The 24,945-nt window shown below is 70.8% G+C and carries 27 protein-coding genes; 6 read left to right on the top strand and 21 right to left on the bottom strand.

The window, feature by feature from the left end:
* Nucleotides 1-53 precede the first annotated feature (53 nt).
* The 18 genes from ACQP2P_RS16455 to ACQP2P_RS16370 all read right to left on the bottom strand — a co-directional run bounded on the left by ACQP2P_RS16455 (nt 54) and on the right by ACQP2P_RS16370 (nt 16,147).
* Complete coding sequence (locus ACQP2P_RS16455) at nt 54-533, bottom strand: hypothetical protein (protein ID WP_433616993.1); 480 nt, start codon at nt 531-533, stop codon at nt 54-56.
* Nucleotides 530-1,498, bottom strand: coding sequence for an SAM-dependent methyltransferase (locus tag ACQP2P_RS16450; protein ID WP_433616991.1), 969 nt, complete (start codon nt 1,496-1,498; stop codon nt 530-532). The genes ACQP2P_RS16455 and ACQP2P_RS16450 overlap by 4 nt, the downstream gene beginning before the upstream one ends.
* Nucleotides 1,444-2,019, bottom strand: a complete 576-nt coding sequence (locus ACQP2P_RS16445; protein WP_433616989.1) for a hypothetical protein — start codon at nt 2,017-2,019, stop codon at nt 1,444-1,446. Before ACQP2P_RS16445 ends, ACQP2P_RS16450 begins: the two co-directional genes overlap by 55 nt.
* Nucleotides 2,020-2,474: 455 nt before the next feature.
* Complete coding sequence (locus tag ACQP2P_RS16440; protein ID WP_433616987.1) at nt 2,475-3,134, bottom strand: hypothetical protein; 660 nt, start codon at nt 3,132-3,134, stop codon at nt 2,475-2,477.
* Nucleotides 3,131-3,901: a hypothetical protein gene (locus ACQP2P_RS16435; protein ID WP_433616985.1), complete on the bottom strand. Its 771-nt coding sequence runs from the start codon at nt 3,899-3,901 to the stop codon at nt 3,131-3,133. The genes ACQP2P_RS16440 and ACQP2P_RS16435 overlap by 4 nt, the downstream gene beginning before the upstream one ends.
* Before the next feature lie 11 nt (nt 3,902-3,912).
* Nucleotides 3,913-4,857: a hypothetical protein gene (locus ACQP2P_RS16430; RefSeq protein ID WP_433616983.1), complete on the bottom strand. Its 945-nt coding sequence runs from the start codon at nt 4,855-4,857 to the stop codon at nt 3,913-3,915.
* 55 nt (nt 4,858-4,912) lie between these two features.
* Nucleotides 4,913-5,734, bottom strand: coding sequence for a hypothetical protein (locus ACQP2P_RS16425; protein ID WP_433616981.1), 822 nt, complete (start codon nt 5,732-5,734; stop codon nt 4,913-4,915).
* Nucleotides 5,731-6,621 (bottom strand): hypothetical protein, encoded by an 891-nt coding sequence (locus tag ACQP2P_RS16420; protein WP_433616979.1) that lies wholly within the window; start codon nt 6,619-6,621, stop codon nt 5,731-5,733. Before ACQP2P_RS16420 ends, ACQP2P_RS16425 begins: the two co-directional genes overlap by 4 nt.
* Entirely contained in the window at nt 6,618-6,938 is a 321-nt protein-coding gene (locus ACQP2P_RS16415; protein WP_433616977.1) for a helix-turn-helix domain-containing protein, read from the bottom strand. The genes ACQP2P_RS16420 and ACQP2P_RS16415 overlap by 4 nt, the downstream gene beginning before the upstream one ends.
* Entirely contained in the window at nt 6,935-8,419 is a 1,485-nt protein-coding gene (locus tag ACQP2P_RS16410) for an ATP-binding cassette domain-containing protein (RefSeq protein ID WP_433616975.1), read from the bottom strand. The genes ACQP2P_RS16415 and ACQP2P_RS16410 overlap by 4 nt, the downstream gene beginning before the upstream one ends.
* Before the next feature lie 3 nt (nt 8,420-8,422).
* The gene (locus tag ACQP2P_RS16405) at nt 8,423-9,391 is read right to left on the bottom strand and encodes a branched-chain amino acid ABC transporter permease (protein WP_433616973.1); all 969 of its coding nucleotides are present in this window, start codon (nt 9,389-9,391) and stop codon (nt 8,423-8,425) included.
* A gap of 107 nt (nt 9,392-9,498) precedes the next feature.
* Nucleotides 9,499-10,356, bottom strand: coding sequence for a branched-chain amino acid ABC transporter permease (locus ACQP2P_RS16400; protein WP_433616971.1), 858 nt, complete (start codon nt 10,354-10,356; stop codon nt 9,499-9,501).
* 28 nt (nt 10,357-10,384) lie between these two features.
* Nucleotides 10,385-11,203: a methyltransferase domain-containing protein gene (locus tag ACQP2P_RS16395; RefSeq protein ID WP_433616969.1), complete on the bottom strand. Its 819-nt coding sequence runs from the start codon at nt 11,201-11,203 to the stop codon at nt 10,385-10,387.
* A gap of 15 nt (nt 11,204-11,218) precedes the next feature.
* The gene (locus ACQP2P_RS16390; protein WP_433616967.1) at nt 11,219-12,433 is read right to left on the bottom strand and encodes an ABC transporter substrate-binding protein; all 1,215 of its coding nucleotides are present in this window, start codon (nt 12,431-12,433) and stop codon (nt 11,219-11,221) included.
* Nucleotides 12,434-12,445: 12 nt separating this feature from the next.
* The gene (locus tag ACQP2P_RS16385) at nt 12,446-13,060 is read right to left on the bottom strand and encodes a GTP-binding protein (RefSeq protein ID WP_433616965.1); all 615 of its coding nucleotides are present in this window, start codon (nt 13,058-13,060) and stop codon (nt 12,446-12,448) included.
* Nucleotides 13,057-13,467 carry a roadblock/LC7 domain-containing protein gene (locus tag ACQP2P_RS16380; protein WP_433616963.1) on the bottom strand — a complete coding sequence of 137 codons (411 nt, stop codon included), beginning with the start codon at nt 13,465-13,467 and terminating at the stop codon, nt 13,057-13,059. Before ACQP2P_RS16380 ends, ACQP2P_RS16385 begins: the two co-directional genes overlap by 4 nt.
* The gene (locus ACQP2P_RS16375) at nt 13,464-15,872 is read right to left on the bottom strand and encodes a sensor histidine kinase (protein ID WP_433616961.1); all 2,409 of its coding nucleotides are present in this window, start codon (nt 15,870-15,872) and stop codon (nt 13,464-13,466) included. Before ACQP2P_RS16375 ends, ACQP2P_RS16380 begins: the two co-directional genes overlap by 4 nt.
* Nucleotides 15,869-16,147, bottom strand: coding sequence for a hypothetical protein (locus ACQP2P_RS16370; protein WP_433616959.1), 279 nt, complete (start codon nt 16,145-16,147; stop codon nt 15,869-15,871). Before ACQP2P_RS16370 ends, ACQP2P_RS16375 begins: the two co-directional genes overlap by 4 nt.
* Before the next feature lie 322 nt (nt 16,148-16,469).
* On the opposite strand from ACQP2P_RS16370, the gene ACQP2P_RS16365 reads away from it, so the two are divergent.
* The 5 genes from ACQP2P_RS16365 (at nt 16,470) to ACQP2P_RS16345 (ending at nt 21,096) form a co-directional block, all read left to right on the top strand.
* On the top strand, nt 16,470-17,357 hold the full coding sequence (locus ACQP2P_RS16365) for a helix-turn-helix domain-containing protein (protein WP_433616957.1): 888 nt from the start codon (nt 16,470-16,472) through the stop codon (nt 17,355-17,357).
* A complete protein-coding gene (locus ACQP2P_RS16360; protein ID WP_433616955.1) occupies nt 17,354-17,554 on the top strand; it encodes a DUF397 domain-containing protein in 201 nt (66 codons plus the stop codon). Before ACQP2P_RS16365 ends, ACQP2P_RS16360 begins: the two co-directional genes overlap by 4 nt.
* Nucleotides 17,555-17,728: 174 nt before the next feature.
* On the top strand, nt 17,729-18,871 hold the full coding sequence (locus ACQP2P_RS16355) for a hypothetical protein (RefSeq protein WP_433616954.1): 1,143 nt from the start codon (nt 17,729-17,731) through the stop codon (nt 18,869-18,871).
* A 4-nt stretch (nt 18,872-18,875) separates the two neighbouring features.
* Nucleotides 18,876-19,589, top strand: coding sequence for a creatininase family protein (locus ACQP2P_RS16350; RefSeq protein ID WP_433616952.1), 714 nt, complete (start codon nt 18,876-18,878; stop codon nt 19,587-19,589).
* 139 nt (nt 19,590-19,728) lie between these two features.
* Complete coding sequence (locus ACQP2P_RS16345) at nt 19,729-21,096, top strand: helix-turn-helix domain-containing protein (protein ID WP_433616950.1); 1,368 nt, start codon at nt 19,729-19,731, stop codon at nt 21,094-21,096.
* A gap of 16 nt (nt 21,097-21,112) precedes the next feature.
* Here the strand turns inward: ACQP2P_RS16345 and ACQP2P_RS16340 are convergent, their stop codons facing one another.
* The 3 genes from ACQP2P_RS16340 to ACQP2P_RS16330 form a co-directional block, all read right to left on the bottom strand.
* A complete protein-coding gene (locus ACQP2P_RS16340; RefSeq protein WP_433616948.1) occupies nt 21,113-21,829 on the bottom strand; it encodes an HAD family hydrolase in 717 nt (238 codons plus the stop codon).
* Between the two features lie 891 nt (nt 21,830-22,720).
* Nucleotides 22,721-23,086: a hypothetical protein gene (locus ACQP2P_RS16335; RefSeq protein ID WP_433616946.1), complete on the bottom strand. Its 366-nt coding sequence runs from the start codon at nt 23,084-23,086 to the stop codon at nt 22,721-22,723.
* Complete coding sequence (locus ACQP2P_RS16330; protein WP_433616944.1) at nt 23,083-24,450, bottom strand: helix-turn-helix domain-containing protein; 1,368 nt, start codon at nt 24,448-24,450, stop codon at nt 23,083-23,085. The genes ACQP2P_RS16335 and ACQP2P_RS16330 overlap by 4 nt, the downstream gene beginning before the upstream one ends.
* A 299-nt stretch (nt 24,451-24,749) precedes the next feature.
* Between ACQP2P_RS16330 and ACQP2P_RS16325 the strand changes: the two genes are divergently transcribed.
* Nucleotides 24,750-24,923, top strand: coding sequence for an FxLD family lanthipeptide (locus tag ACQP2P_RS16325; RefSeq protein ID WP_433616942.1), 174 nt, complete (start codon nt 24,750-24,752; stop codon nt 24,921-24,923).
* Nucleotides 24,924-24,945 lie beyond the last annotated feature (22 nt).

The following is a 24,945-nucleotide window of genomic DNA, read 5'->3' as shown; positions in this document are numbered from 1 at the left end:
GGCGCCGCGGACGTGTGCCGGGGCGTCTGCGGAGTGGCCGGCGATGTCGGGCGTCACAGGTCGCCGGCCCAGGTGACGCCGCTGATCGTCTGTTGCGGCACGAGAACCAGGTCGGGGCCGGCGGACGTGCTGCCCCGGTTGGCGGCGAGGAGACCGGCCATTCCGTGCGCCCGATGCGCCGTCGGTGTGGGATCCGTATGGGTGCCGGTCTGGGTCGGGATGTGCTGTGCCGTGGCGGTGTGGTCGGTGCCCGGCCGGCGCGGTGTGGTTGGTGGTGTCGCGTGGGCCGAGGTACGGGGCGTCTCGAGCCGCCCCGGTGATGCCGGCGGCATCACTTCGTCGAGGGTGGCCGCCGGGTGTTGCGGGTGCGCGGGGCCGAGGTCGCGGGTGAGTGTCGCGTGCCAGTCGCCGAATCTGCCCGCCGCGACCAGCTCCGGTACCGGCAGACCATGGCGGCGCAATGCCACCAGCAGGCCGGCCCGGCCCGGAGGATCGGCGGGACGGGTGGATAGTGGATGCGTGTTGGGGGTCATGCCGGCTTCCACGGGACGTGCGCCACCGCGGCGAACAGCCCGGCAGGGACTTCGGCTTGGTCGACCGGCCAGCCCGTCTCGGCCAGCCAGTCCTCGAGGTCGACGCTGCGGTGCAGGTGGAGCTGCGGCACGGCGGTGTCGGCGGCGATAACCGCGTCGCGGGTGACGGCGTCGTACGGGTCCGCGACGAACGCGGTGATGACCATCCGGCTGCCTGGTGCAAGCCGCCGACGGAGCACGTCGAGCAGGTGCAGGGCCTCGAAGCGGGCCAGGTGGTGCAGCGCCATCGACAGCACCACGAGCACCGGTTCGGCGAAGTCCAGGACCTGACGCTCAACGAGAGCGTCGAGCAGTGGGGTTGGCACAGACAGCCCTGCATGCACCACGATGCTGCGCTGGTCTTGACGGTCAGGCCGGCCAGCCGGGCGGTGCGCGCGCAGGCGGTCCTGTAGCAGGTAGACGGCGATGGGGTCCTGCTCGACGTACACGGCCGTGACAGGCGCCCCGGCACGGTGGTACAGCGGCTCGTCACGAGGCGGGATCCCAGCGGCCAGGTCAAGCACCTGCTGCAGGCATCCCTTGTCCAGAGCATCATGAACGGCCTCCCGGCGGAAGACCCGGGCAGCACGGGCCAGCATCGGCAGACGCGGGGCTGCGGCGGCCAGCGCGGCGGCGACGGCCCGGTCCGGGCCACAGCCGGTCGCGTCGCCGAGCCACACGCCCACGACACGGGGTGCGGCGGCCCCCGTCGTGAGCCGGTCACGGCCGGGGCGGTCCTGGGCGACCAGGACCTCACGGAGGTCGACCTCGAGGTCCAGCACAGCACCGATGTGCTCGACAACCGCGGCGTGGGGGTCGGCTTCCCAGCCTGAGAAGTGCCCGGGGTTTCCGGGGTTTCCAGGGGTCATGGTCAGGCTCCGCGGGCCGGGTCGATGAACAGCGGCGCGCAGCGCATCGGCCAGCACCGGGCGGCACCGTCGAGGTCGGTCGGCGGGCGGCAGCAGCACCCGGCGGCGCCCGGCAGCCAGCTGGTCTGTCGGCGACCCGCCGTGTCCACCGCCTCGTGCAGCAGCAGGCGTCCGCTGGCCGCATCGACGGTAACCACGACCGTCGTCGTGGCGTCGGTGATCCGGAATCCGATACCGGGGCGATCGTGCGGACCTGTGTGCCGGCCGGTGGCGGTGAGTTCGGGCAGTGACGCGAGGACCCGCAGCACTGCTGCGCGCTGGTGGGCGTCGAGGTTACGGATCCCGGCGAGGTCGGCCAGGACGGCGACCACTGCGGCCGGGCTGCTGCCGGTGCCGGCCGTGCGGGCGGCGACCCGCGCCGCAAGCACGCCGGCGTCGGCCGGGACCGGATCACCGACCGGCGACGGCAGCTGGCCACGCTGGTACCTCGTCACCACCGGCGAGATCCGCTCCAGCGCGCCCCTCGCTGCCGAGACGCCCGCCGCGACGGGCAGCCACGCGCGGCGTTCGGCAACCACACCGGATCCGTCCGGGGCCACCCACCGCACCGACTCCGACACAGCCACACCGCTGAGCGACTCCGTCCGTCGCTGCACCCGCAAACACGCAGTCCCGCCCGGCCACGCGCCGGACGCGGCGCCGGCTGCGGTGTCGACCGGTAGGGCGTCGAGGCGTTGCGCGAGCCGTGCCAGCTGTGCCTGCGGCGTCAACGCCGACGCGGCCGGTCGCGCAGCGGCTCGGGCCGGCGCAGTGGTAGCTCCTGGTCCGACTGCCCAGCCGGATGTGGCGGCGGCCAGGATGGCCGCGGTCAGCAGGGTCGCGGCCCGGGCGGTGCGCGGCTGCCGGGGAGACCGCGGGCCCCTTCCCGGTCTCGCGGTCTCCCCGGCGTGCACGCCACGGCGCTTGGTTTGCAGCGGCCGGCCGTGGCGCGCGGGTGGAACGATCAGAGGGTGCTGCGGTGGCTGGTTCATGATCAGGCTCCGCGGGTCGGGTGGGTGGTCAGCGGCTCGCGGCGCAACGGCCACCACGGCGTGCCGTTCGGCAGCCGTCCGCCCGGGCGGCCGCTGGTGTAGCCGTGGCGGTGCATCAGCCATCGCGTGGCCGGATCGAGCGCTACCGCGTGGCCGGTCAGCCGTTCGGTGTCGAGGTCCTGGTGGTGCCGGTGCAGCAGCGTCCACACACGCACGGGGCTGACCACGTCGGTTTTGGTGGCCATGACCAGCAGCAGGTGCCCATCGCGCGCCGGCGCCGAGGTGCGCAGGATCGCCTCCAGCGCTGCGCAGCGCTCGGCGTAGACCGGGTCGACGGAGGAACGACGCAGTGTTGCCAGTGGCGGCAGGGGGCCCTGGTCGTCTACGGCGGGGGTCCAGACGGCGAGGGCTGACCGGTCGTCGAACATGTCCACCACACCGCCGTGCTCGAGGAGATGCTCGATGAGCAGCGTCAGGTCGGTGCCGAGTTGGTTGGCGGTGGCCGTGTCCGGCGCCAGCCAGCGCATGACCCGGTGCCCGGTGAGGTGCTCACGGACGGTATCGGCGGCCAAGAGGGCGTTGCCGCGGCCTGGGGTGAGGGTCACGATGTCCGAGAGCTGACTCACCAGCAGCGCCGTGGAGAGCCGCAGCGATGCGCTCATGCGCTGCTCCAGCCGTGCCGCGGAGTGATCAAATCGACGGACCCCGCCGCTCCCACGCCGTCTGGCGGCCGCACGAGCCACTGCACGGCGAGTCCGTCAACCACCGGGTCGACGTGGTGCGGCTGGTAGCCGGCCGTGGTGTAGAGCTGGTGCCCGGCTGGGTCCATCGCAACCGCGACCGCGGGGATGCGTGCTGCGTCGAGCGTCGCATGCTGGTGGGCGAGCAGCTGCCGGGCGACACCGTCGCGCCGGGCGTCGGGGTCGACGCCCAGGGCGAGCAGGAACGCTGCTCCCGGCCACGCAATGCGCGCGGGGGACGGCAGGGCCGGGGGCAGCAGTCTGGTGGGGTGGTGGGGTCGTACGGCGGGTCGCAGCAGCGCAGCGAATGCGTGGAGCACGGTGTCGGTGGTGTCGCTGAGCGCGGCGGGACCGGCGGCAGAAGGGACAGGATCGAGCTCGTCGAGCGCCCGGTTGAACACGGTGTCGGCTGCGGAGTCGCTGTCAGCGGGTTGAGCCGCGTGAGCAGGCGTGGTGCTGGCCACCCCGGTTGGCAGCCAGATCGCTGCGCCAGCGCCGTCGCTGCGCAAGTGCACCATGCCATGGATTACGGCCTCGGCGGCCAGGGCCGTGCAGATCTGGCGCAGCATGCGTTTGCGGGCGGCGCGGCCAGGTGTCAGCAGTGCGCCAACCGCACTGTCCGCGAGTGCCGACGCCAGTACGTCACCGACAGCGGCGGCATCGTGTAGCTGCGCCTGCTGCACCGACACGGGCGGCCTGTTCATCGGCGCTGTCCTGCAGCGGGCCCGGTCGACGACGGCGCGGCCAGCACGACCTGGTCACCAGCCACTGCCAGGTGTGCGTCGGCGCGATCGACGGTGGCGAGCAGGCCGGCGAGCCCGAGCGCCGCATCGGTTGTTGCGACGATCCCGGCAGCGGCCAGCCTCCGCTGCGCGTCTCTGGTTTGTGCAGCGTCGGCCGAACGGACGTGCCTGCCGCCGGCGGGAGCACCGAGGTACGCCTCGATCGGGGACGCCGGCCATGCCGTCGGCGGTTGTGCAGGGGCATGACCAGCCGGGCGAGGGCTCCCGACGGCATCGCTGTTGACCGGCCAACCAGTCGCGGGTTGGGCAGTGACCGCGGTCAGGATGGTGGGCCAGCCCATCAGCCGCAGGGCCCCGTCGAAGCCGGGGCACAAGACGTCCAACGGCATCCACAGCGCGGCGGGCGGCTCGGGCAGACCGCTGAGCAACTCCACGGCGAACATGGCCAGGGCCAGGTGGCCGTGGTTGCCGTATGGGCCTGGCACGTTGACGTCGGCGGCGCCGGTCCTCGAGGCGTGGCGCTTGCTCGCCGCCACAGCGTCCGCATACGTGCCGTCGATGAGCTCACCGTCGGGGCCGAACCGGCCCGCACCGTCCGACGCCGACGGCATCGCAAGCGGTTTGCGGCGGTAGACGGGGACGAACACGGTGACGTCGATGCCAGCGATCGCAGCCGCGATCTTGACAGCGGTGCTGTACGCGTCGCAGCAGGCACAGTCCACGCACACTGCGAACACGGCCCGGTCCCGGTGTGCCCGCCGCGCGGCGTCGATCGCCCGGCTGGCCAGGGCGGTCATGCACCGTTCGGCCACCGGCGCTGCCAGCGGCGGAACCAGCACCGTTGCCCTGACCGGCAGGCCGGGGAGGTCGCGGAGGGTAACGGTGGGTGTGGCGGTGAACAAGGACGGCCTCCATACACGTCGACTGCAGCTACGAAGTGGGCGCTTTCCGTATCGGCTACTGGGGTCGGCGCCTGGGTGTGGTGGCGGTTGGTGTGCTGGGTGGTGACTCGTATCTGTGGCACAAGGCCGGTGCATGACCGGTTCCGCTGCGGTCACCAGATGCCGTACCGTCCTGGCTGCCATGCGGCGGTCGCCGCATCCATTGCAGTGCCAGCCCAGCCGCGGGTTGGTCCACCCGGTGCAGCTGGTAGCCAGCCGATGCCAGCAGTCGGTGCCCGACGGGGTCGACGGCGATCGCGTACGCCGTGGCGGGGACGTCGTCGAGGTGGCGGTGGTGGGCATCGATCAGCTGCCGGGCGACGCTGTGACGGCGTGCGTCTGGGTGGACGCCGATGGCGAGCAGGTACGGCGGCGGGGTCGAGGCCTCGCGTACGACCACGCTGGGGTACAGCACGGTGGCAAGGGTGTTCAGGCCGGGAGCGTCGGGGGTGGCGGCGTGCAGCTCCAGCAGCGCCGTGTCGATGGCGTCGTCCGCGGTGTTCCCGCCGTGTGACGCGCGCTGCGGGCCGCTGCGAGCCTGGAAGGGTCGTGGCTGCCCAGCGGGCAGCCACAGGGCCGCTCCCGCACCGGTGTCCTGGAGGTACACCGCCCCGTGCATGGTTGCCCAGCCCGCCAGCACGCCGAAGCATCGGCGCAGCGCCGCCGTGCGGGCAGCGCGGTCCGCTGCTACCAGCACGCGCAGTGACGTGTCGGCGAACGCCGTGGCCAGCACGTCGGCGACGGCCTTGATGCCGGCCGCGTCCGCCGCCGGCACGCGCCGGATGTCGGCCTGCGCTGGGACTGTCGTGGCGGGCGTCGGCTGGTGTGCGTCGGTCATGGCAGCAACTCCCGCCAGGTGTGGGCGCGGCTGAGCGGATGACGGGCGGGGTACTCGCCGCGCTGCCAGGTACGAGCGAGTTGATGCAGCCGGGCGAGGTCGTCGCCGAGGCGGACTGACCGGGGCACGCCTCGGCAGAGTCCGTCGTGGCGGTGGTCCGGTCCGGTGAGCCAGTCGACGCTGAACCGCGCCGGTGCTCGGCTGCCGGGGCTGACCGGTGTGCGGTAGGCGCGCCATGCCTGCTCGGTGCGGCGAGCCGCGGCGTGGTGCTGGCCGCAGTCCTCGAGCATCGCGGCCAGTTGCAGCAGCATGGCGACGCTGCCGAGGTCGGCGTCGCCGTGCTGTCGCCGCCACCGCTGCCATGTCCGGGTGAGGCCGGTGATCGCGACGTGGCAGTACCCGGCGACGTGCTGGGCGATCGCCAGGTCTACGTGGGCGGCGAGCACGCCGGTATCCGCGGGGCCGTCGCGGTCGGTAAGCTGGTCGACGAGCTGCTGTCGCAGCTCGATCGCGGCATGGTCGTGGTGGTAGCCGGCCAGGTTCCGGGCGAGGGTTCTGGCGGTGTGGATCGTGCGCGCGTCAGCGGCGCCGTACATGGCGGTGGCGGCCCGGTGGGCGTAGCGCGCCCAACGCAGGCTGTGCCAGTCTCCGTGCTCGTGCACACCGAGGGTGTCGGCGTACAGCCTCGCTGCCGCGATCAGGTCGGCCTGCGGCGGGGCTGTGCCGGGGTCGACGTCGAGCAGCGCGGCCCGCAGGATTGCCAGGGCCGGTTGCCGGCGGCCCTGCGCCAGCTGGGCCTCGGCGAGGGTGGTCAGCGATCGGATCGCGCATGCTGGCACCCGCTCGGCCGCGCGATGCGGGGTTGCTGGAGGCTGGCTGCTGGTCATCGCGGTTCTCCGTCCTGCTGCCGTCGTGGACGCTGGTGGCGTGGCGTCGGCGCGTCTTGTTGTCGGTGTCGGCCCTTGGGCCGCATCTGGACGTGGGCGGCGTGCAGCACACGGTGGGCGGTGCCGTAGGCGCAGCCCATCTGCCGGGCGACCTGGCGGATGGACAGCCGATCGTCGATGTAGAGCCGCACCATCTGTTGCTGGATGTCCGGCGCGTCCCACGACGGCCTGCCGCTGCCGCTGCCGCTGCCGCTGCCGGTCGCGGTGGTGGCAGGCGTTGTCAGCGGCGTTGGCCGTCCTGTTGGCGTGGCGTTCATGGCGCCTGCGTGGTCAGGCCGGCCAGCGCCGCGAGCTGGTCGCGCAGTGCTGGCTCGTCGTGTTCGGCTGTGGTCACGCTGAGCGCGACGCGGCCGTGGTCGAGGATCTCGATGCGGTCGGCGAGTTGCGCGACGAGGTGGAGGTGCTGCTCGGCCAGCAGTACGGCGATCCCGGCATCGGCGAGGACGCCGAACGTGGCCGCGAGCTCGGCGACGATGACGGGGGCCAGTCCTTCGCTGGGTTCGTCGAGCAGGAGCAGCCGGGGGCCGGTGAGCACCGCGCGGGCAATGGCAAGCATCTGCTGTTCGCCGCCGGACAGCTGGCCCGCCCGATGTCCGAGTCGCTCGCCGAGCCGGGGAAACAACGTGAGGGTGTCTGTGACGCTCCACCGCCGCGGCGCATCCGCGACGGGCGGGCGGGTGGCGGCGCTGTGCAGGTGCTCGGCGACGGTGAGGCCGGCGAACAGGCGGCGGTGCTGTGGCACGATGGCGATGCCGAGGGCGGCGGCGCCGCCCGGGTCGGCGGGCACGGGCCGGCCGGCCAGGTGCACGCTGTGTTGGGTGCGGGTCCGGTGCAGTCCCGCGATGCTGTTGAGCAGCGTCGACTTGCCCGCGCCGTTACGGCCGAGCACGCCGACGATCTCGCCCGAGCCCGCATGCACCGTGACCTGGTGCAGCACCGGCGCGCCGCCGTGGTCGGCGTCCAGATCCTCCACGGTCAGTAGCTGCGGTCCCGTCGTGACGTGGTGGCCGGGGCGGGCGGGTCGGGACGGGGCAGCGTTGTGCACGTCGGTAACGCCGAGGTAGGCGTGTTGCACCGCGGCGTCGGCCCGGATCGTGGCCGGGTCCGCGGTGCGCAGGTGCCGGCCGCGGTCCAGGACGGTGACCGTGGTCGCGGCCCGCCAGACGAGGTCGAGGTGGTGGTCGATGAGTAGCACGGTGACGTTGCCGGGCAGGGCGGCCAAAAGTTCGGCGAGCCGGTCGATCTCAGGCTGGTCGAGGCCCGCGGAGGGCTCGTCGAGCAGGAGCAGCCGGGGCCGGCGCGCGAGGACGGTGGCCAGCTCGAGGACCCGCTGCCGGCCGTACGGGAGCTCCCCCACCCGGCGGTCCGCGTCCGGAAGTAGCCCGGCCTGGTCGAGTATGACGGCGACCTGGTCCAGCCGACCGGCGCGTGCGGGGATGGCCAGTGCGATGGTCTCTGCGACGGTGAGCGGTGCGGGCAGCGCCGGGTGCTGGTAGGTCCGGCCGATCCCGGCCCGGGCCCGCCGTGCGACACCGTGCCCGGTGATGGTGCGGGCGTCGACGATGATCCGGCCGGCGCTGGGGCGCACCGTGCCGGCGATCAGGTTGACGACGGTGGTCTTGCCGGCCCCGTTCGGGCCGATGACCGCGTGTTTGGCCCCGGTATCGACGGTGAGGGTGAGCTCGTCGAGGGCGGTCAGGCCGCCGTATCGGCGGGTCAGCTCGTGCAGCTCCAGCATCGGTTACGCCTCCGCTTCGGGTGATGCCGGCGGCGTCACGGCCGGGCCGGCTGGGGCTGCTGGCGTGCGGCGGCGTAGGCGGACGGCGGTTTGGCGGGCCGGGCGGGCGTAGGCGACGATGAGGAGCAACGCGCCGAGCAGCGCGATGCCGTGCCCGCCGGTGATCGCGGCCCCGGCGAGGTCCCGGGTGGCGACCACGGCGATGGCGCCGAGGACCGCGCCCCACATCCGGCCGGCGCCGAGCGCCGCGGCAAGGAGCGCCACCGTCGCCATGTCGAACCCGAAGTCGGCCGGGCTCACATAGCGGTGCGCGGCGCTCAGCAGCGCCCCACCAGCGCCCGCGAGGGCGCCGGCGATGACGTACCCGGCGGTGAACTCGGCGGTGACCGGGTGGCCGAGCGCGGCCATCCGCGGCTCGTGGGCGGCGCAGCCACGCAGCAGCAGGCCGAGCCGGGAACGCAGCAGCCACCACACGCCGACCGCGGCGATGACGAAGACTGTCAGGGCGTACCAGTACAGGTAGCCGTCGAGGGTCAGCGGCGGCAGGCCGGGCAGCGTGACCGGGGCGACACTGACGCCCTCGTCGCCACCGGTGACAGTCCGCCACTTGTTTGCGGCGGTCACGGCGAGCTGGCCGATGGTAAAGGTCACCATGAGGAACACCGGGCCGCGGGTGCGCAGCGCCAGCGGTGCGGTGACGGCCGCGGCGGCGGCGCCGGCCGCGACCGCCGCGGCGAGCTGCGCCGGGCCCGACGTGACACCGACCTGGGCGAGCAGGACGGCGGTGTAGGCGCCGACGCCGAGGTAGGCGGTCTGGCCCATGCTGGGTAGCCCCGCGACGCCGGTCAGCAGCTGGGTGCTCATCGCCAGCAGCGCGAGGATGATCGCGTTGGTCGCGAGGCTGACGGTGTACGCGTTCAGCAGCAGTGGCAGGGCGGCGGCGAGCAGCCCGGCTGCAGCGAGCGCGGTCACCTGGCCACGTCGGCCGCCGCGCCTGCGCTGCGAGGGCTCGGCGGTCGACGTCACCATCGTCGGGGCTGCATCGGCGGCCGTGGCCGAGGCATGGGTCGAGGCGGTGGTCATGCGGCCCTCACAGTGGTGGGGCGGCGCAGGATCAGCGCGGCGAGCATGGCCAGGCCGAGGGCGAACGGGGCCGCGAGGGGTGCTGCGGCGGCGCCGATGGTCTGCACACCGCCGACGAGCAGCGCGGCGGCGGCGGTCGCGGGGACCGAGCCGGTACCGCCGATCACCACGACGGCCAGGCAGGCGACCAGCATGGTGGTGTCCACGCCCGGCGCCGGGCCGAGGTATGGGGCGCCGAACACCCCGCCGACAACGGCGAGGGCACCGCCAGCCGCGAACGCGGTCATGGTGACGCGGCTGGTCGGGATGCGGGTCGCGGCGGCCATGTCCGGGTCAGCGACAGTCGCGCGCAGCAGCACCCCGACCCGGCTGCGCACCACGATCAGGTGCAGGCCGGCGCCGATGAGCACCGCCACGGCGGGGAAGAGCAGCCGATACACGGGGTAGCCGTGGACGCCGACGGTGATACTGCCGGCCAGGGCGGTCGGTGGTGGGGTCGGCAGCGGCGCGCCGCCGGTCCAGGTCGTGTAAACGTGGTCGAGCAGCAGCGCCACGCCGAGGGTGACCATGGCCTCGGTCAGGTGGCCGTAGCGGCGGACCGGACGTAGCGCGGCGTGCAGGGCGGCGCCGCCGCCGGCGCCGAGGGCGGCACCGGCGGCGAGGGCCAGCCCGAGGGAGAGCAGGCTGCCGTGGGAGAGCAGGAACGCCAGGTAGGCGCCGGTCAGGTACATGGCGCCGTGGGCGAGGTTGAGCACGCCCATCACGCCGTACATGAGCGTCAGCCCCGACGCCACCACGAACAGCAGCGAGCTGAGCGCCGCAGCGTTCAGGACATCTACGAGCGTCACGGTCACCTGGTGGCTCCCCTCCCCGGTGTGCGGATCAGGCGCCGGGACGGCGGCCGACGGTGGTGAACATCAGGTAGGCGAAGCCGAGCGTGTCCGGGGACGTCATCCCGTCGCGCAGGGTCTCGAGGTCCGCCGCGGTCATCCCAGCGGCCAGCAGCGCCGCCTCCCGCTGCCGGGAGTTGCTGGCGTGCAGCAGCAACCCCGGCTCCCCGCCCCGGCACAGCGGGGTGTAGGCGGTGGCGGTGATGTCGGTCAGGCCCGCGCGGCGCATCGCCGCCGGGGCGGTCCGTGCCCACGACGGGTCGACGCCGTGGTCCTGCGCGATGTCGGTCAGCGCCGTCTGGAACGCCGCGAACGCGTCACGCACCGACGGCGGGGCGTCGATGAGCATGTCGCGCCAGGTGCAGTCCCAGTCCGACACGACGATCACGCCGCCGGGTTTGAGCAGCCCCACCAGCCGGGCCAGGATCTCCTCCCGGTCCGGCAGGTGCATAAGGACCAGTCGGACATGGATCAGGTCGAATCTGGCCGGCTCCAGGTCCACGGTGCGGATGTCGCCGGTGACGATCTCGACACCGGGAGCGGGCTGCACGTGGCGCGGGTCGAGGTCGACCGTGACGACCGTGCCGGTCGGGCCGACCCGCCGGGCCAGCTGCGCGGCGATGGTGCCCCGGCCGGGCCCGATCTCCAGCGCCCGCCAGCCGGGCCGGACACCGATCCGGTCGATGACCTCAGTGGTGTGCGGGTCGAGGATGTCGGCCAGGAGCTCGACCTGGCGCGCGGCCTCGTCGGTGGCGTTGTCGAACATATACGCCGGCGGTGTGCCGGTCGGTGTGGCTGCGGTGGCGTTCACGAGGTCTCCCAGGGGTTAGTTGCCGAGGGTGGTCAGCGGTTGGACAAGGATGTTGGCTCGGCCGCGGCCATCGGCGCCGACCTTGCGCAGGTAGTAGGTCTGCACCGGGCTGTGGTCCTTGGAGAACCGCCACGCCCCGCGCGGGCTGTCGATCTGGCCGAGCTTGCCGATTGCCGCGTTGATCTGGGCGGGCGTCGCGCCCGGCCCGGCCGCGGTCGCGGCGGCGTCGATCACCGCGGCGGCGTCGTAGCCGGTCACGTTGAGCAGTCGCGGGCTGGCGTTGTACGCCTTCGTGAACGCGGTGGAGAACGACCTGTTCGTCGGATTGTCCAGGTCAGCGGCGTAGTTGAGCGAGGTCTGGATGCCGTCCGCGGCGGCGCCTTCGGCCTCGAGGATCGACTCGTCGGTGAGGAACCCGGCGGCGAACAGCGGTACTTTGCCGCCCAGCACCTTGGCGTACTGCTGGACGAATCCGACTGCTGGTGTGCCGGCGTAGAACGTGAAGACAGCCTTGACCTTGGTCGGGTCGATCTTGGTCAGGTACGGGACGTAGTCCGTCACCGGCGGGGTCCACGGCGTCCACGTAGGCTTGCCGCCCTCGTTGGCGACCACCCCGCCCGCGGCCTTGAACGCGTCGACGAACCCGCCGATGTTGTCGTAGCCGCCCTGGTAGTCGGGGCCGATCACGTAGACCGGGCCGTCGATGGTGGTTTTGACGTACTCCGCGATCGCGGCACCGACCTCCCGTGACAGCCACGAGGTGTGCCAGATCCACGGCAGCTTGTCCGCGGCGAGCGTCGATGGCCGGCCGCCGGTGCCGACGAACGGGATCTTCTTCTGCGCGACCAGGTCCTGCACGCTTAGCGTCGTCTCTGCGGTCGCCCCGCCGGCCAGGATCGTGGCGCGGTCCTGCTCGATGAGCTTCTTTGCGGCGTTCGCGGCGGTCTGCTTGCCGTCGGCCTCGTCCTGGACGACGAGCTTCGCGGGCCGGCCGCCCAGCCGGTTGCCGTGCGTGTCGAGGTAGAGCTGGAAGCCGTTGAGCAGGTCGGTGCCGCTGGCCTTGTACGGGCCGGTCTGCGGCACAAGGTAGCCCACCACCAGCGGGTCGCTGGCGTTCGGCTTTGGTGTCGACGTGTCCACCGCGGAACCGGCGCAGCCGGTCAGCGCCATCGCTGCGGCCAGCAACCCGGCGGCCGCGGTCCAGCGGCGTCGTCGGTACCTGTCGTGCATGTCGTGCGCTCCTCAGGATCGGGTAGGGGCTGCCGGGCGACCGGCCCGGCCCCGGCGCGTGGCGAGCGCGTGCTCCACGAGCAGCACGAGCACGTTCCGCACGTCGTGGTGGTTGCGGGCGTCGAGGTGGTGCAGCGGCACGGTGTCGGCGATCTGCAGCGACAGCCGCAGCTCGCCGTCACCGAACGTCGGGGCGTGGTCGAATCGGTTGACCGCGACGACGTACGGGACGGATCGATGCTCGAAGAAGTCCAGAGCGGCGAAGCAGTCCGCGATGCGGGCGGGGTCGATGAGCACGACCGCGCCGATCGCGCCGTGCAGCAGCTCGTCCCACATGAACCAGAACCGTTGCTGCCCTGGTGTGCCGAACAGGTACAACACCAAGGTCGGGTCGAGGTCGACGCGGCCGAAGTCCATCGCCACGGTCGTGGTTTGCTTGTCCGGCACGGCGCCGATGTCATCGACATGCGTGCTGGCCGTCGTGATAGCTGCTTCGGTCGTCAGCGGCGTGATGTCGGAGATGGCGCCGACGAGGGTTGTCTTGCCGACGCCGAACCCGCCCGCGATCACGATCTTGACAGCGGTCGCCGTCCGGGGTGTGCCCGTGCGGTCGGCGGCGATCGTCATCTGGCAGGTGTCCTCGCCGCTGGCTTGAGGGCTTCACCCGCCGCCGCGGCGAGCCGGTTCATCTCGTAGCCGACCTGACCGATGTCGGAGTCGTGGCCAGCGACAACGGCCAAAATCCATAGGTCGTTGACCGTGTCGACGAAGAGATAGCCACCCTGGTACTCGATGAGGGTGCGCGTGACGAGGCCCCGGCCGAGGACCTTCGCCGTGGCATTGGCCAGCGACGACATGCCCGACGTGCTCGCGGCCAGGGTTTCGGCGACGTCCTGCTCCAGGTGATGGTGCGCCTGCAGCATGCCGTCCGCCGACGCTGCAATCGCTCCGCGAACACCCCGCAGTCGGCACACATCGTCCAGGAGAAAGCCCCAGTCCGTCGACGAGAACCTCGAGTCGTGCTGCTGGCTCATGGCGATGCCTCCACAACGTGAGCGGGCTGAACGGGCAGGGAGCGGGATCGCCGGCTGCTTTGGAACCCGGCGAGCTGGTGTCGCATGTGTGCGGGGTCGCGGCGAATCGGAGCTGCGTCAGCGGTGGCCTGCGACGCGGCCGGAAGCACGTCGTGGAAGTGACGGCCTCGTTGCCGGATCGGCAGATTGGAGTCGGTGAATGTCAGGACCGGTGGCTCCGCCGGCGCGGCTGGGAACGGCACGGGGGATTCCAGCCACGGCTCAGGCCGGCGGCTGGAGACTTCGTCGAAGATTGGCGTCGGCATCGTCGCCGCGAGCCGTTCACCCAAGTCTGATCCGCTGGGCTCAATGGCCAGCGGACTCCACGTCGCCGCTGGCGGGTCACTCGGCGGTCGCTGCCGTGGCAGTTCACGCGTCTGCTCGCCCGTTGCTGCCAGGAGTCCGGCCGGCGGCAGCGCCAAGTCCGGCCGCACCATGAACAGGTGCGTCGGCACGGTGATGTCCACCCTGGTACCAGCCCGCTGCTCAGTGCGGAACGTGACTTCGAGGTTCAGACGGTGTGCGAGGGTCGCCGCTACCGGGATCCCCATATGCCGGGCGGCGTGCTCGTCAAAGGTCCCCGGCGTGGCGAACTTGGCACGGACCTGGGCGAGCGTTTCCGGACTCATGCCGAAACCCCGGTCGGCGATCTGGATATGCAGCAGATCACCGGTCGCCGCGGCGTGCAGCAATACTCGCGATTCGGGCGGCGAGTAGTGCGTGGCGTTGTCCAGCAGCTCCGTCAGCAGGTTCACCAGGTCGTCGACCGCTGGGCCGTCGATGAAGATCCGGTGGTCGCTGATGTGCTCGTCGATCCGCTCGTACTGCTCGATGACCTGTGCCGCCGCGCGGACCACGTCGGTCAGCGACACAGGCTGCGGGCGGCCCTGGCTGTACTGCCCGGCCAGGACGAGCAGGTTGGCGACGCGTCGGCGGACGCGGGTTGCGGCCGTGTCGACGCGGTACAGGCCGGCGAGCACCTCAGTGTCGACCTGATTCCGCTGGACAACGTCCAGTTCACCGGCCACGTCGTCGACCTGACGTTTCAGCCGCCAGGCCAGCGACGCCACAATCGTCGTGGCCGACGCGCGAGCGGCGGCCTGGCCGGCTGCCAGACCCGCCGCGGCCTCAGCGACGGCGTTGAACGCGGCCGCGACCTGGCCCACCTCGTCCCGGCCGTCCACAGGGATCGGTGTGGCCGCTGCCGCCACCAGCTCCCGGACGGCATCACGATCCGCGTGCCGCGCGTCGATGTCCGCGACGAGGCTCGGCAACCGGTTGTGCGCAACATCCGCCGCCTGCAGACGAAGACCGTTCAACGACCGGCTCATCGACCGGACCGCAACCATCCCGATGCCGGCCGTCAACGCCAGCACCAGCAACACGACCGCTGCGACCAACGCCGCCGACTGCCGCGCCGCATCGCGCTGGGCCGTGACCTCGTCCAGGATCTGCCGATCGATCGCGGCCTCGACGGCATGCAGCAGATCCATCCGCGCCGCCATGGCCGTAGACCAACCGGCCGCGTCCCCCGCGAGCTTCAGACGGTCGCCCGGCGGTGTCCGCGTGGCAATGCCCTGATCACGCTCCGCGCCGATCACCGCCGGGCCGTTCACGTCCGTGTTGAGCTGCGCCCGCCACCCAGGCGGCGCCAGAACCTGGAAGTCCGTCACAGCCTCACCAGACATGCTGGACGCGCCCACGATCTCCTGCTGCAGGGCCGGCGTGACCACCCCTCCGGTCAGGGCACGGATCACCGCAACCTGCAGCAAGCCCTGTGCCTCGATCGCCTGGGACAGGGCTGCGGCCGCCCGCAGCTCGTTGCCCGTCGCCGCCGGCACACCGATCTGACTCAGCGACGCCCGGAACGTGAGCAGGTCAGCAACGAGCGCCCGATACCGGAACAGGATCACGCTCGACACAGCCCGCGGGTCATCCTGCACCTGACGGCGCAGCGCCGACAGGTCATCCAGACCGTCACCGATCCGGTCCAGCACCAGCCGCACGTCCGGCGACACACGGACGCCGCTGCGGTGCACACGGAAGTCCGCAGCCGCCGCATCGGTGTCCTGAACCGCCGAGCGGTACGCAGCGGTCGGCCGGCCGTCGCCAACCCCCGGCGCGAACACCAGCGCAGCAGCCGCCCGCTCGTGATGCAGCCGCGCGACCAAGGCGCCGGCGTCGCCGCCCAACGCCACCGCACGCCGGGACTCCTCAGCCCGTTGCCCCGCGCTGTAAGCGTCAAAGAACACCAGCGCCGCGAGGACGACAACAGCGACGACCGGAATCGTGAGAATGATCGAAAGCTTGGTCCGGATGGCACGGTTGCGAAGCCAGCGGTTCGTCGAACGGCCCTGCGCACTCATGACCTAACCGCCACCACTGGAATCCCACAGGACTGCGCATCAAGTCGTGCGGTCCACTGGCGCGGCCATGGTCCGCTGCTGGCGTCCGACAGCTCGCCGGCGACGCGCCTGGCAACACAGGGATACGCCACACCCTTACAGGACGGATGCTGGCAACTGCCGCTTTCGCCAGGCGCATGCGAACGCATCAGGTCCTGCGCCTGAATCCGCAGCGTGGTGTCGATCGCAGGATGCTCGGCCGCCTGGCCGATTCCAGCGTCGAACGTGGTGTTCACGGCGGTCTCCTCCGAATGGGAATTCCTGCCTGCTCGCGGGCCGCGTTCCGATCGAGGCGACATTCGATCGGAACCGCCGCGACGTCCATCGACGGACAACGTGCTGCGACATAACGATCACCCGTCGGCAGGCGGCTGGGAATACCGACTTAGGGTCCGACTTGCTGTACCGACTTGTTGTCCGACCGGCATCTGAGCTGCGTGTTTACACCGGGGGGCACGCGGTTCCACGCTCGGCTATCGCGGAGCCGGGGTTACATTGTGGTCACCCGGAGGGTCGCCGAGCGGCCGTCCGGCTCCTCGCGACCGTTGGAGGCTGCCGGTGACCCGCCCGAGTCCATTGATCCGCCGGCGATGGCTGGGACAGGAGATCCGACGGCTGCGCGAGGAACATGACATTGCCGCAGAACCGCTGGCCCGGGCGCTGGGTTTTCCGCGTCAGCAACTCAGCGCGCTCGAAAACGGGCGGCTCGGCCCGGACATCGACCTCGTCAGTGGCATCTGCGAGTACCTCGGCGTGGGCGCCAACCGCCGAACGGCGATCATGGACGCAGCGACGGACGGCTGGGCCCGCGGTTGGTGGACCACCGATGTCGACCGGATGGGACCGCGGCAGGCCATCTACGCCGACCTGGAAAGCGGTACGGACGCCATCTCCGAGTACGCCATTGCCCTGATCCCCGGTCTGCTGCAGACGGCCGCGTTCGCGGACGCGCGAGTGCGGTGCGAACCGACCCGGCACGGCGATCACTTCGACCCGGCCGCCGCTGTCGCCGCCCGTACGACCCGCCAGCAGCTGCTCCTCGCACCGGATGGCCCCCGCTACGACGTCGTGCTCGACGAGGCCGCCATCCACCGATGCGCCGCCGAGCCGCACATCGTCGCCGAGCAACTGCGCCACATCGTCGCCGTATGCTCGCGGCATCCGACCGTCACGGTCCGGGTGTTGCCGATCGGCGCTTCGATCAAGGGCCACAGCGCGCCTCGCTCGGCGTACTCGATCTACCGCTACCACGACCAGCAGCGCTCGATTGCCGTCGCGGTCGACACCCTCACCGAAGACCTCATCCACACCGAGCCGGCCCAGATCGACCCGTACCTGCACCTGCATGCACGGCTGAAAGCCGCCGCGCTGGATCCCATACCGAGCCTGCACACGCTGTCCGCAGCCGCGCAGGATCTGACACCCACGCAAGGAGCAGCAGCATGACCACCACCGCCGCATACACCGGCTGGCGCAAGTCCACCTACAGCGACGACGGCAACTGCGTCGAGGTTGGCCATTCCGACAGCGGCTCGATCGGCGTCCGGGACTCCAAAAATCCCTTCGGACCCATCCTCGACTTCGACCAGGACAGCTGGGCCGCGTTCACCCGGCACATCCGCACCGGCCGCCTCGACCGCTGACCCGGTGCTGCGGCCAGCCAAGTCAGAACAGTTCGATCCTGTGGAGGCGCCCGGATGCCGCGTCATCCCGAAACCGAGGTGGCACCGAACACGCGGTTCGCCGCGGCCCGCGAACGGCTGGTCTCCGCACGGTGGCCGGACCGGCCGATGTCCCGGCCGGAGGTCGCCGACGCGGTGAACGCCGCCCTCGACCGACTGTTCCCCGGTCAGGACATGCGTGCGCACTACGTCGACTTCCGCTGGATCGGCAAGATCGAACGTGGCGAGCACCGCTGGCCGGCACGGGAACGCCGTGCCGCCCTTCGCCACGTCCTGCACGCCTACACCGACGCCGACCTCGGGCTGTTCCCGACCCGACGCTCACCAAACGCGCCGGCGACGCTCCCACCCCCCAGACGACCGCCGGCGATCCTGGACGAGCAAACTGGGGCCGGCATCGACACGCTGGACTCGGTCGAGGTATGGCTACGCCGGCTCGACGGCATGGCCGCCACGGTCGGCGACGGGATTCCAGTCGACTCGTTCGAGCACGTCCGCCGGCACCTTGACATCCTGGAGCGACTGCAACGAGACGGCGTCCGACCTGACCTAGCCCGGGCCGACGCGCGCTGGTCGGAGTTCCTGAGCTGGCTCGCCGACAACACGGGTGAACCGGGCGGCGCCAGCTGGCTGCAACGTGCACACCGACAGGCCACTGCCGCAGGCGATCCCGTGCTCAGCGCCTACACCCTGATGCGGCACAGCCAGCACGCGCTCGACGGCGGTGACGTCCGCACCGCGATCGCCCTCGCCCGCCGATCCCTCACCCATGGCCCGGTACCGACCAGAACGCACGTGCTGTGCCTGAGTAGGCTGGCCGAAGCGTTGGCCGCGTGTGGCGACGACGCGGCCACCACGGTCGTCACGCAGGCCCGCCGCGGCATCCGCGGCGCCGGCATCGACCCAACCGAGGAGTTCGCCAACCACTGCGACCTGCGGTACGTCACAGCGGTCGACGCCCGCTGCCGCCACCTGCTCGGCGACACCAGCTCCGCCGCCGCGATCCTTGAGGAACTCCTTGCCGACCAGGAACCAGGTGCGCTCGACGCTGGCATGTGGCACGCCCACCTCGGCGAGTGCCACCAGGCCACCAACCCGGAACGCGCCGCCCACCACGGCAACCTGGCCCTGCAGCTCGGCGCACAAGCCGGCTCCTACCGGCCCGTCCGCGCCCTCCAACCGCTCGCCGTGACCCTACGCCGACACCGCGGCCTGCCCACCGTCCAGACCTTCCTGGACGCGCACCGCCAAGCCGTCGCCAGCCCGGTGCCAAGATAGGCCAGTGGATATGTTCCCGACCGCCACGACCGCCGACATCGCTGACCGCGCCCCCAATGTGGCCATCCTGCCCATCGGCAGCTTCGAACAGCACGGCCCGTTCCTGCCCCTGGCCACCGATTCGATCGTCGCCGCAGCCATCGCCGGCGCGGTCGCCGCCCGCTACAACGTGCTGCTCCTGCCGCCGGTCACGATCTCGTGCTCCCACGAACACGCCGCCTGGCCCGGCACCGTCAGCATCAGCCACCACACCCTGTCCGCCATCATCGACGACATCCGCACCTCGCTGACCGGCAGCGGCATCACCAGACTCGTCATCGTCAACGGCCACGGCGGCAACTACGTGCTGAGCAACATCGTCCAAACCGCCAACGCCGCCACACCACGATCCATGAGCCTGTTCCCCACCAGAACCGACTGGGACACCGCCCGAACCGCCGCGCACCTCGAGACCGACGCCCACCACGACATGCACGCGGGCGAGTTGGAAGTCTCCGTCCTCCTGCACGTACGACCGCAGCTCGTTGGCCCTGGTTACCGCGACGGGGATCATGCCGCCGACGAACGGTCGATGCTGCTCGTGGATGGCATGCGTGCATACACCGAAACCGGCGTGATCGGCAAACCCTCCGCGGGAACCCCTGAAAAAGGCGAACAGCTACTGGCCAGCCTGGTCGCATCATTCCAGCAGCACCTCGCCCACCTGACCAGCCAATGACCGATCGGATGCGGACAGTCGCTGGCGGTACACACAAGCCGGCGGCAACCGATAGGCTGATATCGCTGAGTCCGTCCCGAACCGGAGCGGTCGAGGCGTCCGGCAGCGTCGGCGCATCCTGAGGGGAGGGCAGAGGCCGATGCCACGTCATCCCAATGCGGTGATCGTCCCAAACCCCAGGCTACGCGAAGCCCGCCTGCGCGCTCCCTCGCCGGTGCGTGCCGGGCAGAGCATGTCCCGTGCTGAGCTCGCCGACGCCGTCAACAACGCCCTCGACCAGCTCTACCCCGGCCGGGACCTCACCGCCCACTACGTCGATGCCCGCTGGATCGGCAAACTCGAACGCGGCGAACACCGCTGGCCCAGCGACGAACGCCGCGCCGCCCTCCGCCACGCCCTCGGCGCAGCCACCGATACCGAACTCGGCCTCTACATCCCGCGACACACCGAAGGTCTCGTCGGCGGCGGCACCACCCCACGAACGCCCGGGAGCGGGGTCTCGGGCAGCATGAGCCTACGTCCCGCCGGCGAAATGTTAGACGACGATCCGCGAGTCTCTGAGGTGCTCACCGGTGAAATAGCGCGTCTTGAGAGCGGCGAGTACGACGACTGGAACAGCTTCTCCGTAATCACGAGCATGCTTGCCCAGCAGCGGCAAGCGGTTGCCCCCGCAGCCCTGCTGAGCCTCGTGGAGGCACACCGTGATTGCCTACTGACCTTGTTCCGAAAAGCGGAAGGGGATCCGGCGGCGGCCGCCATCGGCGCTATGGTCGGTGAAGCATCCATCGTCGCGAGCCGGCTGTGGAGCGCACAGGGAAACCGATCCACGGCCCTCGCCCGTTGCGCCTACGCACGGACGCTCGCCGAGCGGCTTGGCAACATCCGGCTCGGCGCGACCGCCCGGATCTTCGAGAGCAACCTGCACTCCGGAGCCTCCACACTGATTCATGCCGACGGCAACATCATGACCGGGCTGCGGCTGCTGGACGAGGCCGCCGCCGCAGCCGAGCACCTCAGCTGCGCCGCACAAGCCAGGATCGCCGCGGAGCAGGCGCAGACCTATGCGGCACTGAACATGCGGAGCGAAACCGAAGCCGCGCTGGACCGAGCGCGGCAGGCAGCTGGCGGGATCACGTCGTCCAACCGAACCGGCCTCTTCAGCGACTGGAACCCCTCGCGCCTGGATGTATACGAAGGCACATGCCGCATCTTGCTCAGAGAACCCGAAGCCGCCATCCTGCACCTTGAGCGAGCGTCGGCAGTCCTTGACCATGATCCAGAAAACGCGAACGTGGCGCTTGCCGCTCACGTCGATCTCGCCAGCGCACACGCACTGACCGGTCATCTGGACATGGCCTGCACCACGCTCGGCGACGCCTACGAACGGCTTGTGCGGATCGGAAACCTTCGGGGCATCTCTCGTGCCCGGCGCGCCCGTGAGGGACTGAGTCGATGGAACGCCGAACGCGCCGTTCAGGAGCTGGACGAGAGGATGGCCGCGGTCTAGGGATGGCGGCTGAAGGTCACACCTCCTGGACCAGGGAAGCGATGGTTGCGACGACCAGGTCGGGCTCGAGTGCGTCCAACACCGCATCCGGACCGTAGCTCGAGAGTTCTTCCCGGCTTGCCCGATGTGCAACCACTACAGCTCGGAAACCTGCGCTTCTCGCGCACGCGATGTCGTTCGGCGCGTCTCCGACCACAACAGTCCGGTGCGGCACCACCGCCGCTCCATACTTGCTTTGGTAGCGGCGCGCGACGACGGCGGGAAGACGGAACCGGTCTCGTTCGTCGGAGCCGTATCCCCCGATTTCCAGATCTAATTCGCCCCGAAGGCCCAGTGATTGGATCTTGATCTCGGCCGCCACTCGCAAGTTCCCGGTGAGCACCGTCTGCACGAAGCCTCGCCGGTGCAGCTCGGCGATACTGTCTGCGACGCCGGGATACAGCGGCTGAACCTGAGCAAGCTCGTCGCGGCCCGCTTCCATGACGTCCGCGAGAACCTGGTGGAAGCGTGCGACGCCAGCTTCGGCTTCGGCGGATGCGATACCGGAGGTAATCGCAGTATCGATCACGATGGACTCGTCGGTGTAGCCGTGGACCTTCTTCTCTGGGAAGGTCACGGCCGCCTCGTCGATCCCGTACGTTCGGGCGACAGAACGGCGCAACCAGCGAAGATCTGCCGGAATCAACGTGCCGTCAACGTCCCAAACCACAAGGCCAGCATCCCGATGCTCCACCGGCCCATCGTCGCACAATGAGCCGGACGAAGTCCTCTGGCCGCTCCCGGTTACCCCGCACGGCCGTCGCGCCGGGCACGTCTCTCCGCCAACACCTCACGGTTGAACGTCGTGACCGACCACCCAGCGTCAACGGCCAGCTGGCCGGAGGTGCGTGCAAGGATCCAGGTTCCACCAGGGATGAGCCCGTATCCGTCCATCATCGCTTGAGCGCGCCGTCGATGGCACACGACCCTTCGTTCATCGGCGCCTGGCGTGTGCTCCTTGTTCGCCACCGCCGTGCATGAGCGTGCGCCACGCCACCAACGGGCCGCCCACCCGCGGCACGTTTCGTGAGGGCCGTACCGCGGCTGCTTGCGGACCCCGCGCCGGAACGACTCGCCGGAACCATGTCTCCGCACGGGGGCACCGTTTCGGCTGCTCAATGCCAGGTCGGACACTAAGTCGGTACAGCAAGTCGGACCCTAAGTCGGTATTCCCGGCGCGGCCTGAATCGGAGATCGTAGTCGATACGTCGTAACGACGACTGCAGCAGTCCAAGCCGGCCACGACGTACGGGTCAACGCGCGCCGTTCGCCGTTTGTGGACGCTCACATGGGCGAGCGGCCCAGTGTGGCGGTAGGGGTGGATCTTCCCGGTAAGCCGGCTCACGCCCAGTTGTGCCAGCAGCTCGTTGTGGTCAGGGTCCTCGGCGGCTGTTGCACGAGCCCGCCGGAGTTCGGTGAGCAGATCCGCGGGGACCTCGCGGGATGGGGGCAGTCATCGGCGGGTCGGTGACCACGTCGTTGACTCCTTTCGCGAGTGGTTTTGGCACGGGCCGCAGGTGTCCGCGGGCGACTATGGCACCGCGGAGGATGCCGACGGATAGGCATCCAGCTGCAGTTCGTGGCGTCAGGTCGTGTGCAGGATGGCGTCGAAGATGTCGGCGTCGGTTTCGCGTTGCCATTCTGGCAGGTCGGGCCAGTCGGCGGTGTAGGACGGCTTGGGGTCTGGGATGTGCCGCAGGATTTGGGCGATCCAGCAGAGGGCGACGAAGCGGCCTTTCTGCTCGCGGGTGAGTCTTGATGCGGCGCCGTCGGAGAGTTCGGCGAAGGTGTGGATCTGGTGTTCGACGGCTGCTGCGGCGGCGCGTTCCCAGTCCGGGGTGTCCTGCCAGGGTGTGATGTAGCCGGGTTTGGGTTGACCGGGGAAGTGGTTGCGGACGCCGGTGATCCAGGCTTCGCGGAAGCGTTGTCCGGGTTCGGCGGTGGTGGTCACAGGGTTCCTCCGGTCAGTGCGGTGATGTGTTCGTCGAGGCGTCGGACGTGTCGGTCGGTGTGGAATGGCGCGAGGTGGTGCTGCAGGTCGTGTAGGCGGTTGCGGATGACGGCTGAGTGGGTGGTGCGGGCGGTTTCGACGGCGGCGCTGCCGTAGTGCACGATTTGGGTTGGGTCGCCGCGCAGGGCGCCGACGGTGGCCAGGCTGGTTAGGGCGCAGCCGTAGCGGCGGGCGGGCAGCGGGCCGGCGAGCATGCCGGTGAGGATCGGTTCGGCGCGGTCGGCTTCGCCGAGGCGGAGCAGAGCGCTGGCCCGATCTTCCTCGAGGCGGCTGCCGTCGAAGCGCAGCCATCCGCCGTTGTGGACCGGACCGGGCTGGTCGTGGACGGCTTCGGCGGCGTCGAGCGCGGCGAGAGTGGCGCCGAGCTGGCCGGTCGCGGCGTGTGCCTGGGCGAGGACCGCACTGATCCAGTACCGGGTGGACAGGGCGGAGTCGCCGTGGCGGGAGATGGCGGCGGCGTGCTGGAGCATGGGGATGGCGTCGGTGTCGTGGCCGCCGAACATGCAGACGTAGGCGTGCCGGGTGAGGGCGCAGGCCCAGAGGTCGGCGGCGTCGGCTTCGCGGGCTGCGGTGGCGGCGAGGGTGTAGCAGTGGGCGGCGTCGAGGTAGGCGCCGGTGTCGAGGCTGATCTCGCCGGCGAGCTGGAACAGGCTGGCGAGTGTCTGGCACAGGGCACGCCGCGCGCCGTCGCCCGGGGTGGCTCGCAGGTGCTCCAGCAGCACGGCCAGTTGGCCGTGCACGACGTCGGCAAGGTGTCGTTTCGTGTCGGCCGCGGTGAACTGCCGCCACAGGGTGTCAGCGGCCGTGCCGTACTCGTGTACCGCTGCGGAATCATGCCGGAACGCGCGAGGGTCGCCGGCGGCGAGGCGCTGCCAGTCCGCTGCGGGGCTGCCCGCGGCCAGGGTTGTGGCGGCGGCGGTGGCCAGGCGCAGCAGGTTGCGGCGGTTCATGTCCCAAGTCTCCCCGACGCCTGCTCGGTTTGCCGAGCCCTGACCTTGCTGGTCCTGCCGGAGGACCTCGGTGGTGACCGTGCTGGGTGTCACAGGGCGGATCCACAGCAGGTCGTCGGGGACGGCCAGGATCGCTGCCCAGGCGAGGAGTCGGCCGATGTCGTCGACTCTGGTGAGGCCGCGCTCGATGCGGCTGAGCTGGCTTTGACTGATCCCGAGCCAGACTGCTGCGGCGTCTTGGCGGATCGGACGGCCGTGGTAGGGGTGGGTGCGGTAGGCGGCGATGAGCGCGCCCATGTCCCGGGCGGCGAGGGCGTCGCGGATGCGGTCGGTCTGCCAGAACTCGGCCGGCACCCGGGGCGGCCGTTCGGCGAGGACCCGAGCGCTAACGGTGCAAGCGCCGCACCGGCCGGTCTGGTTACCGGCGGCCAGTGCCGTCCCGCAGGAGCAGTACCGCGACACCATCGCGCTCACCTCCACCGACACGGCTCGGATCGGTATCGGTCACTGTACGCGCCAGGCTGATTATGCGTGGCGTGCATATCGAATATGCGGAGGACGACATGCCGTGTCGGGCTCGGCTGTCTGAGGCTGGAGGTCGTCAACGCGAGTGTCGGCCGTCGATGGCGGTACCGACCTGAGAGGAGTTGCAGATGCGTAACAGCGGGATGGGCCCGTCGCTGGTGGGCGGGTCGGCGGAGCAGCAGGCGCCGGCCGCGGGCCGGTTCGAGCTCGATGTGCGCCTGGTCGAGTCGGGCGAGCTGGACCGGGTGCTGCTGGCCAGCACCGACGATGGCTGCGACACGCAGAAGAACGGCGACTGCTAGACCGGCGCAGCCGGGGTGGCTC

The organism is Dactylosporangium sp. CA-139114 (assembly GCF_050955725.1).
Lineage (GTDB): Bacteria > Actinomycetota > Actinomycetes > Mycobacteriales > Micromonosporaceae > Dactylosporangium.
The sequence above is the reverse complement of the archived record's forward strand: the minus strand, read 5'-3'. Positions and strand labels throughout refer to the sequence as shown.